12 protein-coding genes are annotated in these 13,062 nt (G+C 71.3%); 9 read left to right on the forward strand and 3 right to left on the reverse strand.

All coding sequences use genetic code 11. The features are described 5' to 3' along the window. Positions 1-98: 98 nt before the first annotated feature. On the reverse strand, positions 99-581 hold the full coding sequence (locus ACFWYM_RS02510; RefSeq protein WP_384829059.1) for an ATP-binding protein: 483 nt from the start codon (positions 579-581) through the stop codon (positions 99-101). A gap of 311 nt (positions 582-892) precedes the next feature. On the opposite strand from ACFWYM_RS02510, the gene ACFWYM_RS02515 reads away from it, so the two are divergent. The 9 genes from ACFWYM_RS02515 (at position 893) to ACFWYM_RS02555 (ending at position 11,526) form a co-directional block, all read left to right on the forward strand. After that, on the forward strand, positions 893-1,813 hold the full coding sequence (locus tag ACFWYM_RS02515) for a hypothetical protein (RefSeq protein ID WP_384829061.1): 921 nt from the start codon (positions 893-895) through the stop codon (positions 1,811-1,813). A gap of 187 nt (positions 1,814-2,000) precedes the next feature. Next, positions 2,001-2,732 carry a YcnI family protein gene (locus ACFWYM_RS02520; protein ID WP_384829063.1) on the forward strand — a complete coding sequence of 244 codons (732 nt, stop codon included), beginning with the start codon at positions 2,001-2,003 and terminating at the stop codon, positions 2,730-2,732. A 102-nt stretch (positions 2,733-2,834) separates the two neighbouring features. Continuing rightward, on the forward strand, positions 2,835-3,530 hold the full coding sequence (locus ACFWYM_RS02525) for an SCO family protein (protein WP_384829065.1): 696 nt from the start codon (positions 2,835-2,837) through the stop codon (positions 3,528-3,530). An 11-nt stretch (positions 3,531-3,541) separates the two neighbouring features. After that, entirely contained in the window at positions 3,542-4,087 is a 546-nt protein-coding gene (locus tag ACFWYM_RS02530; RefSeq protein ID WP_384829416.1) for a copper chaperone PCu(A)C, read from the forward strand. A gap of 13 nt (positions 4,088-4,100) precedes the next feature. Next, positions 4,101-6,227: a copper resistance CopC/CopD family protein gene (locus ACFWYM_RS02535; protein WP_384829067.1), complete on the forward strand. Its 2,127-nt coding sequence runs from the start codon at positions 4,101-4,103 to the stop codon at positions 6,225-6,227. 6 nt (positions 6,228-6,233) lie between these two features. Beyond that, a complete protein-coding gene (gene efeB, locus ACFWYM_RS02540; RefSeq protein ID WP_384829069.1) occupies positions 6,234-7,580 on the forward strand; it encodes an iron uptake transporter deferrochelatase/peroxidase subunit in 1,347 nt (448 codons plus the stop codon). A 156-nt stretch (positions 7,581-7,736) separates the two neighbouring features. Continuing rightward, positions 7,737-8,672 (forward strand): prephenate dehydratase, encoded by a 936-nt coding sequence (gene pheA, locus ACFWYM_RS02545; RefSeq protein ID WP_384829071.1) that lies wholly within the window; start codon positions 7,737-7,739, stop codon positions 8,670-8,672. Between the two features lie 752 nt (positions 8,673-9,424). After that, positions 9,425-10,702, forward strand: coding sequence for a serine--tRNA ligase (gene serS / locus ACFWYM_RS02550; RefSeq protein ID WP_384829073.1), 1,278 nt, complete (start codon positions 9,425-9,427; stop codon positions 10,700-10,702). Then, positions 10,699-11,526, forward strand: a complete 828-nt coding sequence (locus tag ACFWYM_RS02555) for an HAD family hydrolase (protein ID WP_384829074.1) — start codon at positions 10,699-10,701, stop codon at positions 11,524-11,526. The genes serS and ACFWYM_RS02555 overlap by 4 nt, the downstream gene beginning before the upstream one ends. A 466-nt stretch (positions 11,527-11,992) precedes the next feature. On the opposite strand, the gene ACFWYM_RS02560 is transcribed toward ACFWYM_RS02555, so the two are convergent. Further along, positions 11,993-12,253, reverse strand: a complete 261-nt coding sequence (locus tag ACFWYM_RS02560) for a hypothetical protein (RefSeq protein WP_384829077.1) — start codon at positions 12,251-12,253, stop codon at positions 11,993-11,995. A gap of 86 nt (positions 12,254-12,339) precedes the next feature. Continuing rightward, on the reverse strand, positions 12,340-13,059 hold the full coding sequence (locus ACFWYM_RS02565; protein WP_384829078.1) for an ABC transporter permease subunit: 720 nt from the start codon (positions 13,057-13,059) through the stop codon (positions 12,340-12,342). Positions 13,060-13,062: the final 3 nt, after the last annotated feature.

Here is a 13,062-nt window from a genome sequence, read left to right on the forward strand (position 1 = left end):
AAGCGGTCGTAACTGTGCCCCCATCCCAGCAGGACGGGGGCGGCCGCTCCAGGGCTGTGCGGGACTATGTCACCTGGCGCGCGCGAGCCCCGGGCGCGCTACGCCGTCACCAACGGGGTGTCGTCCCGCCACTTGATGATCTTGTCGAAGCTGATCACCGCACCACCGCGGCCCGGCTTGTTGCCGAGGTGGACGTGGTCGGAGAGCTCCTTGATCAGGTGCAGACCGCGGCCGTGCTCGGCGGTCTCGGCGGCCGGGGCCGGGACCGGGGCCGACAGCGCGGCCGTGCCCGGCGCGGGGCGGCGGGCCGGGAACCCCGGCCCCGAGTCGGCCACTTCGATGCGGCACGTGTCGCCGTCCAGATACGCGGTGACGCGGTACGCACCCACCGACTCGCCCCCCGGCACCGGAGCGCCGCCGTGCTCCACGGCATTGGCGCATGCCTCGCTGAGGGCGACGGACAGGTCGTACGAGACGTCCGGGTCGACGCCCGCGGTCTCCATGGTGCCGATCAGCAGACGACGGGCGAGCGGCACGCTCTCGACGTCCCGGCGCAGATGCAGGGACCACCAGATGCTCATGCTCGCGCCTCCCGGCTAGCGCGGCCCCCCGGCCGCGGCTCGACATACCGATACGTATTGCCCCGAGCAGCCGTACATAAGCGCCCAGTTGAAGTGATGCCGCCCATACGGCGGATGCACAGGGGCCTGGAATCGGTGTAGAAGACCCGGCACGCGGGCCCCGCACGCTGGGGGCGTGCGCTGCGGACCCGTGGGAGCCGTGCGCCACAGCCGTACGCCCCATGAGAAGGCAACGCGCCGGTCACGGATCCGGACGGGCTTCTCGACCTGCCGTATGGGACGGGTAAGGCCAGTGCAATGATGACCCGGCCATGTCTGCTACCCCCCACCAGCGCGCGGCCGGCGGAGTCGATCTCCGGCTGCTCAGGGCCACGGTGTTCGCCGCGGTCTGCGTCGTGCTGTCCGCCGGGGGACATGTGCTCGCTTCCTGCGCCGCCGTCCCGCTGTGGACGCTCGGCGCCGGGTTCCTCGCCGTCCTCGTCCTCGTGGTGCCGCTGACCGGCCGGGCCCGTTCGCTGCCCGGCATCGCCGCCGCGCTCGCCGCGGGACAGCTCGGTCTGCACGCCCTGTTCGGGCTCGGCCAGCACGGTGCCGCGATGGGCTCCGGCGCTGCGGGCCCGGGCGGTGACGCCTCCTCGCTCGTCGAGCGCGCCGCGCGCTTCGTGTGCGGGGCGGGCACCGCGACGATCAGCCCGGTCCAGGCCCAGCGGATCCTCGCGGGCGCGGGACTCGGCCCCGACGGCTCCGGCTCTGGCTCCGCGGCCGGAGCAGGCCCGGGGGCCATGGGCGGTCACGTCATGGGCCACGCGGGACAGCACGCCATGGGGTCCGGTTCGGCGGCGTCCTCGGCGGACGCAGCCATGGACGCGATGGGCACCATGCCCGGAATGTCGCTGCTGCCGTCCCTGCCGATGCTCCTGGCGCACGTCCTCGCGGCCGTCGCCGCCGGGTGGCTGCTGCGCCGGGGCGACCTCGCGCTGCTCCGCATCGTCCGGCTCTCGGCGCAGGGCGCCCAGGAGGTCGCCCAGGCGACGCTCGTACGGTCGTTGCGCGCCGCCTTCGCCCTGGTGCGCTCGCTGCGGGCGGGCCTGCCCGGCACGGTGGCACCCGGCGCGGTCCGCGCCGCCGCCCACGCCGGGCCCGACCTGCGTGGGCCCCGCACCACGGCGCTGAAGAACACGCTGATCAGGCGCGGCCCGCCGGCGGCGGACGCCTTCGCTCTCACCGCCTGACGCGACGCACTCCCCACCGGGACTCCCCGGACTCCCAGGGCTCCACGAACGGGGCTCCACGAATGGGACTCCAGGAACGGGACTCCAGGAAGAGGTGCGCTCGCGCCGCGCGCCCACGCGCGCCCGCGTCCTCGCGGGACGCCGCACCTTCCCTGTTCACCACTGCCCAAAGTGGAGTGTTTCTGCCATGAAGATGTCCCGTATCGCCGCCACGTCCGCCGTCGCCGCCGTCGCCATGCTCGGCCTCTCCGCCCCCGCCTTCGCGCACGTCAGCGTCTCGCCGGAGGGCGAGGCCGCCAAGGGCGGGTACGCGACCGTCAACTTCAAGGTGCCCAACGAGGACGACAAGGCGTCGACCACCAAGCTCGAGGTCTCCTTCCCCGCCGAGCACCCGCTCGCCTCGGTCATGACGCAGCCCGTCGCCGGCTGGGACGTGAAGGTCACCAAGTCCAAGCTCGACAAGCCCCTGGAGATGCACGGCGAGAAGATCGACGAGGCCGTCTCCAAGGTCACCTGGACCGCCGACGGCAAGGGCATCGAGCCGGGCACCTTCCAGAAGTTCCCGCTCTCCATCGGCGCCCTGCCCGAGAACGCCGACCAGCTCGTCTTCAAGGCCGTCCAGACGTACTCCAACAAGAACGTCGTCCGCTGGATCGAGCCGCAGCAGAAGGGCCAGGAGGAGCCCGAGCACCCGGCGCCCACCCTCGCGCTGACCGCCGCCTCCGAGGACCACCACGGCGGTGGCGCCGCGAAGTCCGGCGACGACGCCAAGTCCGGTGAGCACCAGGAGAAGGCCGCCTCCGACTCGGACTCCTCCTCCGACTCGACCGCCCGCATCCTCGGCGTCGTCGGCATCGTCGTCGGCGTGATCGGCGTGGCGTTCGGCGTGCTCGCGGGCCGTCGGCGTACCAACGGCTGAGTCACCTCGGGCCCCGCACCGGGGGCCGGGCAGGTCCGCGGGACAGGCCCCGAACCAGGCCCCCGGTGCGCCCCGGCCCCCTCACATCTGGGACATTTTCGTATGCGCAAGAAGAGCAAGCACCAGCTCCTCGCCGCCGCCCTGCTGGCCGCGGCCACCCTGACGCTGTCCGCCTGTGGCGGCGGCGGTGACAAGGGCAACTCGCCGATCGCGGACGTCTCCACGGAGGCGGGCTCGGACAAGGCCGCGACCGTGCTCGACAAGCCGTTCAAGAAGCCGGACATGGTCCTCACGGACACGCACGGCAAGAAGTACGACCTGCGCGAGCAGACCAAGGGCAAGCCGACGCTCCTGTACTTCGGCTACACCAACTGCCCGGACGTCTGCCCCCTGACGATGAGCAACATCGCCGTCGCCAAGAAGCAGCTCGCCACGAAGCTGCCGAAGTCCGAGCTCGACAAGCTCCAGGTCGTCTTCGTCACCACCGACCCCAAGCGCGACACCCCCGAGGTGCTCGGCAAGTGGCTCAAGGCCCAGGACCCGGAGTTCATCGGCCTCACCGGTGACTTCGCCACCATCCAGGCCAGCGCCCGCACGGTCGGCATCAGCATCGAGCCCTCGAAGGTCGAGAAGGGCAAGGACGGCAAGAAGGACAAGGTCGTCTCGATGCATGGCACCCAGGTCATCGCGTTCTCCCCGAAGAACGACGCCGGTTACGTGGTCTACAACGGCCAGGACACCCGCGTCGAGGAGTACGAGAAGGACCTCCCCAAGATCCTCAAGGGACAGAACCCGTGAAGCACCACCCCATGAAGCACCACCGCACGAAGCACGACCGCACGAAGCTCCATCGCAGGAACCGCCGCGCCCTCGCCTGCGGCGCCATAGCCCTGACGGGCGCGCTCGCCCTCACCGGCTGCTCGGACTCCGGCTCCGGTGCCAAGGACACGAAGACGAAGGCCGCCGAGAACGCCGGCGCGAAGCCGGCCATCAAGGTCAGCGGCGCCTTCATGCCCGCGCCCTCGATGCCGTCGATGGCCTCCGGCTTCTTCACCCTGAAGAACACCGGCGGCGCCGACAAGCTCACCTCGGTCACCAGCGACATCGCGGCCGCCGTGACGCTGCACAGCACCAAGAACAACGCGATGAAGGAGGAGAAGTCCTTCGACGTCCCGGCGGGCGGTGAGCTCGACTTCGCCCGCGGCGGCAACCACCTCATGTTCGAGAAGCTGAAGCACAAGCCGAAGCAGGGCGACAAGGTCGAGGTGACGCTGCACTTCCAGAAGTCGGACCCGATCACCGTCACGGTCCCGGTGAAGGAAGCCACGTACAACCCGAAGCCCCACCAGCACTGAGGGATTGACGTAGATGCAGACCATTGCTCCCCGCTTCGGAAGGTCCCGGTCCGGAGCACCCCGCTTCGCGGCGCCCGGCCTCGGCCGGCTGCTGTTGCTCGCCACCGTGCTCATCGGCGCCCTGTTCGCCACCGCGGCGCCCGCCTCGGCGCACGCCGCGCTGACCGGGAGCGACCCCAAGCAGGGAGCGGTGGTCGACAAGGCACCCGAGCGGGTGTCGCTCACCTTCTCCGAGAAGGTCGCCATGTCGGACGGGTCGGTGCGCGTGCTCGACCCGGCCGGCAAGCGCGCCGACACCGGCAGGACCAGTGACCTCGGCAACCACACCTACGGCGTGACGCTCAAGCCGGGCCTGCCCGACGGCACGTTCACCGTCGCCTACCAGGTCGTCTCCGCCGACAGCCACCCCGTCGCCGGAGCCTTCACCTTCTCCATCGGCGCCCCGTCGAAGACCAAGGCCGCCCTGCCCGACCAGGAGGTCGGCGGCGGACTCGTCGGCGCGCTCTACGACACCGCGCGCTACATCTCGTACGCCGGATTCGTCCTCGTCGTCGGCGGCGCCGCTTTCGTCCTCGCCTGCTGGCAGCGCGGCGCGGGCGCCCGGCCCGTACAGCGGCTCATCACCTCCGGCTGGATCGCGCTCACCGCCGCCACCCTCGCGCTGCTCCTGCTGCGCGCCCCCTACACCGGCTCCGGAAAGCTCGCGGACGCCTTCGACATGGGCGAGCTCGGCCAGGTCCTGCAGTCCAAGTCGGGCGCGGCCCTGGTCTCCCGGCTGCTGCTGCTAGCGGCGGCCGCCCTGTTCATCGCGGTGCTCTTCGGGGCGTACGTGAAGCGGGACGAAGAGAGCACCGCCACCGACCGGGAGGACTCCGACGAGGCCGCAGCGGCCGAGGCCGCGGCAGCCTCGGCAGCGTCGGCGGCGTCGGCGGCGTCCAAGAAGGACCTCACCTTCGGCCTCGCCATCGGCGGCACCGTCGTCGCCATCGGCCTCGCCGCGACCTGGGCGATGGCCGAGCACGCCTCGACCGGCATCCAGGCGGGGCTCGCGATGCCCGTGGACGTGCTGCACCTGCTGGCCGTCGCCGCCTGGCTCGGCGGCCTCGCCACCCTCCTCGTCGCGCTCTACCGCACCCCCGACATCGAGGCCGCCGCCGTCAGCCGCTTCTCCCGCCTCGCCTTCGGCAGCGTCATCGCCCTGGTCGCCACCGGGCTCTACCAGTCCTGGCGCCAGGTCGGCTCGTGGTCGGCGCTCACCGGCACGTCGTACGGGCAGCTGCTCCTCGTCAAGGTCGGCCTGGTTGTCGTCCTGGTCGGCATCGCGTGGATCTCGCGCCGCTGGACGGGCCGGATCCTGGGCTCGGCCGGGGGCATGGCGCCCGAGGCGGCGGCCGCGACGGTGGTCGAGCAGCGCATCCGCGCCGAGGAGCCGGTGACGGTACCGGCCGCCGCCGACAGCGAGGCCGACACGGGCCAGGGCACGGAGGGCGTCGGCCAGAGCACAGAGGGCACCGGCCAGAGCACGGAGGGCGTCGGCAAGGAGGGCACCGGCAAGCCCGCCGACACCCGGCGCGCCGCCCAACTCGCCCGCCAGCAGGCCGCCATGGCCACCGCCCGCGAGAAGCGCATCCGCGACGCCGACCCGCACCGCACGGGCCTGCGCCGCTCGGTCCTCGCCGAGGCGGGCGTCGCCGTCGTCCTGCTCGCCGTCACGACGATCCTCACCACCACGGAACCGGGCCGCACCGAGGAGGAGGCCGCGCAGTCGGGCGCCGCCGCCTCGGCCCCCAAGGAGGCGGGGCCCCTCACCCTCAAGATCCCCTTCGACACCGCCGGCACCGACGGCAAGGGCACCGTCCAGCTCGACCTGGACCCGGGCCGCACCGGCAGCAACGACCTGCACGTCTATGTGAAGCGCCCGAACGGCAGCGCCTTCGACATCCCCGAGGTCAAGGTCTCCTTCACCCTCAAGGAGAAGGACGTCGGCCCGCTGCCCGTCTCGCCCGACCACATCACCACGGGACACTGGAGCGCGAGCGGCGTGCAGATCCCGATGGCGGGCAAGTGGAAGATCGCGGTGACCGTGCGCACCTCCGACATCGACCAAGTGACCGTGAACAAGTACGCGCAGATCGGCTGAACCACCATGGCGGACAACGGGACGGGACGAGCGGGCAGCGGGACGGGACACCCCGAGACGGTCTCCCGGACGGACTCCCCGGCCACCGACACGGCCACCGACACGGCCAACTCCCGGACGGGCCACACCATTTCGCGGCGGCGTCTGCTCGGCACCGCAGGTGCGACCGGCCTCGCCCTCGGCGCGGCCGGCGGTGCCGTCGGCTACGCAGCGGCGCCCTCGGACCCCGCCAACGCCAAGGGCTCCCACGCCCCGCTGACCTCGCTCGGCGCCGACACCGTCATGTTTCACGGGAAACATCAGCCCGGCATCACCACCCCGATGCAGGCCAACGGTCACCTGATCGCCTTCGATCTGGCGGCGGGCGCGGGCCGCAAGGAGGCAGCGGCCCTGCTGCGCCGCTGGTCCTCGACTGCCGCCCGCCTCATGTCCGGTGAGGCGGTCAGCGGCGACACGGACGTCGCCCGGGACGCGGGCCCGTCGTCCCTCACCGTCACCTTCGGCTTCGGCCACAGCTTCTTCGCCCGCACCGGCCTGGAGAAGCAGCGCCCCGTCGCCCTCGACCCGCTGCCCGACTTCTCCTCCGACCACCTCGACAAGGCACGCAGCAACGGCGACCTGTGGGTCCAGATCGGCGCCAACGACTCCCTCGTCGCCTTCCACGCCCTGCGCACCCTCCAGCAGGACGCGGGCAAGGCGGCGAGGATCCGCTGGCAGATGAGCGGCTTCAACCGCTCCCCCGGCGCCACCGCCCGCCCCATGACCACCCGCAACCTCATGGGCCAGATCGACGGCACCAACAACCCGAAGCCCGCCGACAAGGACTTCGACCAGCGCATCTTCGTCCCGGCGAAGAGCGACCCGGCCTGGATGGCGGGCGGCTCCTACGCCGTCGTACGCCGCATCCGCATGCTCCTCGACGACTGGGAGAAGCTCGCCCCGCGCGACCAGGAGAACGTCATCGGCCGCCACAAGTCCGACGGCTCCCCGCTGACCGGCGGCACCGAGACGACCGAGCCGAACCTGCAGAAGGCCGCCAAGAACGGCGAGTACGTCATCTCCCTCAACGCCCACGCCCGCATCACCCGGCCCGACCAGAACGGCGGCGCCGCGATGCTGCGCCGCCCCTTCTCCTTCCACGACGGCTTCGACGCCCACGGAACGCCGGACGCGGGCCTGCTCTTCATCTGCTGGCAGGCCGACCCGCTGCGCGGCTTCGTCCCGGTGCAGCGCAAGCTCGACCGGGGCGACGCCCTCTCGGAGTTCATCCGCCACGAGTCGAGCGGCCTCTTCGCGGTGCCGGGCGGCGCGGCCGAGGGCGGGTACGTGGGCCAGGCGCTCCTGGAGGGCTAGGACCTGTCCTGTGGATCAGGCCCCGGGCGCTCCCCGGGACCGGAGATCCGAGCGCTCCTCGGGACCGGAGACCCGGGGCCCGGCGGGCTCATCGGGCCCCGGGTCGCTCTCTGAGACGCGTGAGCCGGGCCACGTCCGGCCCATTAGGGTGACCGTATGTCGGCGACGCGCTACACCTATCTCGGCCCCGAAGGCACCTTCACCGAGGCCGCTCTCCGCACGCTCCCCGAGGCCGCCACCCGGGAGCTCGTCCCCATGGTGTCCGTGTCGGCCGCGCTCGACGCGGTACGGGGCGGCGAGGCCGCGGGCGCGCTCGTGCCGATCGAGAACTCGGTCGAGGGCGGCATCACCACGACCCTCGACGAGCTCATCGCGGGCGAGCCGCTGATGATCTACCGCGAGGTGCTCCTGACCATCACCTTCGCGCTCCTGGTCAGGCCGGGCACGAAGCTCGCCGACATCAAGACGGTCACCGCACACCCGGCGGCCCAGCCCCAGGTCCGCAACTGGCTCGCCAAGAACCTCCCGGACGCCGTGTGGGAGTCGTCCGCGTCCAATGCCGACGGCGCGCGTCTCGTGCAGGAGGGCCGTTTCGACGCGGCGTTCGCGGGCGAGTTCGCGGCGGCGACGTACGGCCTCGAACCCCTGGTCACGGAGATCCACGACGCGGAGAACGCACAGACCCGCTTCATCCTGGTGGGCCGCCCCGCGAGGCCCGCCGCCCCGACCGGGGCGGACAAGACCTCGGTGGTCATCTGGCAGGCCGACGACCACCCGGGCGGACTGCTCCAGCTCCTCCAGGAGTTCGCGGTGCGCGGGGTCAACCTGATGCTGCTCCAGTCCCGGCCCACCGGCGAGGGCATCGGCAACTACTGCTTCGCCATCGACGCCGAGGGCCATGTCGCCGACCGGCGCGTGGGGGAGGCCCTGATGGGGCTCAAGCGGATCTGCCCCCAGGTGCGCTTCCTGGGCTCGTACCCGCGTGCGGGCGTCAGCCCCGCCGACGTACGGGAGCCGCGGACCGGGACCTCCGACACCGAGTTCCTGGCCGCCTCGGACTGGCTGATGCGCTGCCAGGACGGCCGGTTCTAGCTGCCAGAACGGCCGGTTCTAACGGCCGGTTCTCGCCGTTTGAGCGCCGCCGCGGCGGGGCCGACCACCATTCCTACCTGCAGATTTGCGTCATCCACAGAAGTTATCCACAGGTCCCCAACTCGACCTGGGGACAAGTCGACAACGAACCACGACATGGTCGACAAATCGGCCTACAGGCCCCAAGTCCATCCACAGCCCCGCACGTCACCCGTCGTCCACCCTTTTCCATTGATCAACTCTTTGGAGCGAAGCATTTCCACTCGAAAGTGGGTGTGCGGGTGGTTTGACCCGGGAATCCTCAGCCGGGCATGCGGCTTTCGGAACGATCTCTTCCGGCATCCACAGATCTTTCGCACACCCTGTGGATAACTCATCCGCCACCCACATTCCTGTGGACAACCGCGGGTCCGGAGAGCCTCAAGTCCCGTTCCCCACAAGGAGATCCAGTCAATCCCGCACCCCGCGATCTGCCCCATTTCGGGGAAAGAGTTCCTTTTCCCTTGACGGGATCCACCGTCGAGAAACGGCCGGGGGAGGGCGCAGCGCAGCCAAGGCGAAGCGCGACGAAGAGAGCGGCGGGAAGGATCAAGAAGTGCCGGGAAGGGGCGGCGGGAGATTAAGGAGAGATAAGGGAGGGATAGCGGAAGAGACGGGATCGAGGGCCTATTCCAACCCCTCAAAACGGACAAAGCACCACACAATGCAATATCGAGTCGTGGGCCGGAACCGCACACCGGTAGCCTGGTGGGGTGATTGACCTTCGCCTGCTTCGTGAGGACCCCGACCGTGTGCGCGCCTCTCAGCGCGCCCGTGGAGAGGACGTCGCGCTCGTCGACGCCCTGCTCTCCGCCGACGAGCGACGCAGGTCGTCCGGGGTCCGGTTCGACGAGCTGCGCTCCGAGCAGAAGGCGCTCGGCAAGCTCATCCCCAAGGCTTCCGGAGACGAGAAGGCCGAGCTCCTGAAGAAGGCGGGCGAACTCTCCGCCGCGGTCAAGGCCGCCGACGCCGCGCAGGACGAGGCCGACGAGGAGACCAAGCGCCTCCTCCTCCAGCTCGGCAACATCGTCCATGAGGACGTCCCGGTCGGCGGCGAGGAGGACTTCGTCGTCCTCGACACGATCGGCACCCCGCGCGACTTCGCCGCCGAGGGCTTCACGCCCAAGGACCACCTGGAGCTCGGCGAGGCGCTCGGCGCCATCGACATGGAGCGCGGCGCGAAGGTCTCGGGCTCGCGCTTCTACTACCTGACGGGCGTCGGCGCCCTGCTCGAGCTGGCGCTGGTCAACGCGGCCATCGCGCGCGCCACCGAGGCCGGGTTCACGCCGATGCTGACGCCGGCCCTGGTCCGCCCGCGCGCCATGGAGGGCACCGGCTTCCTCGGCCAGGCCGCTGAGAACGTGTACCACCTGGAGAAGGACGACTACTACCTGGTCGGCACCTCCGAGGTCCCGCTCGCCGCGTACCACATGGACGAGATCATCGACGCCGACAAGCTCCCCCTGCGGTACGCGGGCTTCTCGCCCTGCTTCCGCCGCGAGGCGGGCACGTACGGCAAGGACACCCGCGGCATCTTCCGGGTCCACCAGTTCGACAAGGTCGAGATGTTCTCGTACGTCGACCCGGCCGACGCGGAGAACGAGCACAGGCGCCTCCTGGAATGGGAGAAGGAGTGGCTCACCGCCCTCGGCCTCCCCTTCCAGGTCATCGACGTGGCGACGGGCGACCTCGGTTCCTCGGCCTCCCGCAAGTACGACTGCGAGGCGTGGATCCCCACCCAGGGCAAGTACCGCGAGCTCACCTCGGCGTCGAACTGCGACGGCTTCCAGGCCCGCCGCCTCTCGGTCCGTATGCGCGACGGCAAGAAGGTGCAGCCGCTCGCCACGCTGAACGGCACGCTGTGCGCCGTCCCGCGCACGATCGTGGCCATCCTGGAGAACCACCAGCTGGCCGACGGCTCGGTGCGCGTGCCCGAGGTCCTGCGCCCGTACCTCGGCGGACGAGAGATCCTGGAGCCCATCGCCAAGTGAGCCACCCTGCTCCTGTCACCCCCGCCCTCCCGTACAAGCTGGTCGCCACCGACCTCGACGGGACGCTGCTGCGCTCGGACGACACGGTCTCGGCGCGCACGCGCGAGGCGCTCACCGCGGTCACCGCGGCGGGCGCCGCGCACATCATCGTGACCGGCCGCGCGGTGCCCTGGACCCGGCACATCCTCGACGACCTCGGCTACGAGGGCCTCGCGGTGTGCGGCCAGGGCGCGCAGGTCTACCACGCGGGCGAGCACCGCCTGCTGACCTCGGTGACCCTGGACCGTCAGCTCGCGGGCCTGGCCCTCTCCAAGATCGAGGCCGAGATCGGCCCGCTGGCGCTCGCCGCGAGCCGCGACGGCATCGACGGCGAGGTCCTGGTGGGCCCGGGCTACCGCGTCCAGGAGGGCCCGCTGCCCGCGACGCCCCTGACGGACGTCTCCGAGCTCTGGGCGGCCCCGCTCAACAAGGTGTACGTCCAGCATCCGGGGCTCAGCGACGACGCCCTGGCCGCGGTGGCCAAGGAGGTCGCGGGCGACCTCGTCGGCGTCACGATGGCGGGCGAGGGCATCGTCGAGATCCTCCCCCTCGGCCTCTCCAAGGCCACGGGCCTCTCGCTGGCGGCCCGCCGCCTGGGCGCGAAGGCGTCAGAGACCATCGCCTTCGGCGACATGCCGAACGACATCCCCATGTTCGCCTGGGCCGCCCACGGCGTGGCCATGTCCAACGCCCACGAGGACCTCAAGTCGGTGGCGGACGAGGTGACGGCGTCGAACGAGGAGGACGGCATCGCGGTGGTCCTGGAGCGCTTCCTGGCGAGCTAGCGGGCCGGCCCCCGCCCTTGCGGGGCAGTCGTGCCGCAGGGCGGCACGGGCGGGCGCAGGACACCCCGTCGCCGGGCAGGCGAACCTCCACACACACCACGACAAGGCCGGCAGCAGTAAAGCCACAACACAGGGCGCCCTGAAGATTTTCAGGGCGCCCTGCGACGTTGGGTGGGCGGCCCACGCACCAACCGTGCGCGCTCGAAGCGGCCGCCCCGGGCAACTCCCCCGTGGGCGGGGCTCGACGGAGTCAGTGACTCTCCGGAGCCTGCCGCGGGTTGCCCTGCCGGGAGCTCGACGAACTGCCGATGAACATGCCGAGCTCCTCTCCCCGTAGATGGCGCCCCTCCGGCGCGCTGACACAACTACTGTGCCCCGCCCACCAGTTGGCCGCCACCGAATTATTCGGAGCCCGACGCCGTACGGACGTACCCGAGCCGTACGGACTCACCCGGCGCCCCATGACCTACCGGCGCCGCCACCCACGCCGCCGCACCCGGCTGAAGAACCACCCCGCGGGCGGCTCGTCCGACCGCCACGGCTGTGGATCGGGCGCTCCCTCCGCCTGCCACCGGGCACTCAGCATCCGCGCGCGGGCGGACGGCTCGGCGGCCTCCGCGGACCGTACGAAACTCTCGTCCAGGACGACGTCGTCCCACTCCCCGGGACCACCGGAGCCACCTGGGCTGTCCGGGCCACCGGGGCTCTCTCCCTGCTGCGATGCCACACCGACACCTCCTTGCCACTGCACCCCCTCCTTCCAGTGTCCACACCGGAGGGTGAAGCCCCCGTCAAGGCCGGGCGCGGCCCCTCTCACTCCTCCCCTGCGAGCGTCAGCGTCCGCAGCTTCCGCCCCGCGTACCAGGTGGCGAGCACCGTGACGGCGACCAGCAGCACCGTCGCCGCGGGCAGCCCCACGTCCGAGGAGACCAGGTCGCCGTGGGCGACCTTCTGGGCCACGGCGAGCGACCACTGCTGCACGCTGAGCGTCTTCGCCCCGGAGACCAGGGAGCCGAAGAGGGCCTCCCACACGAGGGCGTACACGAGGCCGAAGACCACCGCGTGCCGGGTGATCGTGCCGAGGAGCAGGAAGACCGCGGCGTACGCGATGGAGGCGACCAGGGCGGCGATCGTGTAGGCGACGGCGATCTGCTGCCCGTTCCCGTTCAGGATCAGGCCCGCGATGAGCGTGGGGACCGCGGAGAAGGCCATGGTCACGCCGATCGCGACGATCAGCTTGGTGAAGATGATCGTCGGCCGCTTCACCGGCTTCGACAGGAGGTAGACCACGGAGCCGTCGTCGATCTCGGGTCCGATCGCGCCCGTCCCCGCGATGACGCCGATGATCGGCACCATCGTGGCGAGCGCGAAGCCCTGGAGGAGGTCCTTGGCGACCTGGTCGTCGGCGCCGCTGAACGAGCGGACCGCCGCGGCGATCACGATCAGCAGGACGGGCAGGGCGAGCAGGATCAGTGCCCGGCGGCGGCCGAGCAGGGCCCGGTAGGTGAGCCGGGCGACAGTGGGGTCGTACATGAG

Source organism: Streptomyces sp. NPDC059009 (assembly GCF_042740175.1).
Classification (GTDB): Bacteria; Actinomycetota; Actinomycetes; order Streptomycetales; family Streptomycetaceae; genus Streptomyces.

Coding starts and splice junctions, on each gene's coding strand:
- ACFWYM_RS02510 (WP_384829059.1), bottom strand. CDS start 581: ATGAGCATCTGGTGGTCCCTGCATCTGCGCCGGGACGTCGAGAGCGTG.
- ACFWYM_RS02515 (WP_384829061.1), top strand. CDS start 893: ATGTCTGCTACCCCCCACCAGCGCGCGGCCGGCGGAGTCGATCTCCGG.
- ACFWYM_RS02520 (WP_384829063.1), top strand. CDS start 2,001: ATGAAGATGTCCCGTATCGCCGCCACGTCCGCCGTCGCCGCCGTCGCC.
- ACFWYM_RS02525 (WP_384829065.1), top strand. CDS start 2,835: ATGCGCAAGAAGAGCAAGCACCAGCTCCTCGCCGCCGCCCTGCTGGCC.
- ACFWYM_RS02530 (WP_384829416.1), top strand. CDS start 3,542: ATGAAGCACCACCGCACGAAGCACGACCGCACGAAGCTCCATCGCAGG.
- ACFWYM_RS02535 (WP_384829067.1), top strand. CDS start 4,101: ATGCAGACCATTGCTCCCCGCTTCGGAAGGTCCCGGTCCGGAGCACCC.
- efeB (WP_384829069.1), top strand. CDS start 6,234: ATGGCGGACAACGGGACGGGACGAGCGGGCAGCGGGACGGGACACCCC.
- pheA (WP_384829071.1), top strand. CDS start 7,737: ATGTCGGCGACGCGCTACACCTATCTCGGCCCCGAAGGCACCTTCACC.
- ACFWYM_RS02565 (WP_384829078.1), bottom strand. CDS start 13,059: ATGTACGACCCCACTGTCGCCCGGCTCACCTACCGGGCCCTGCTCGGC.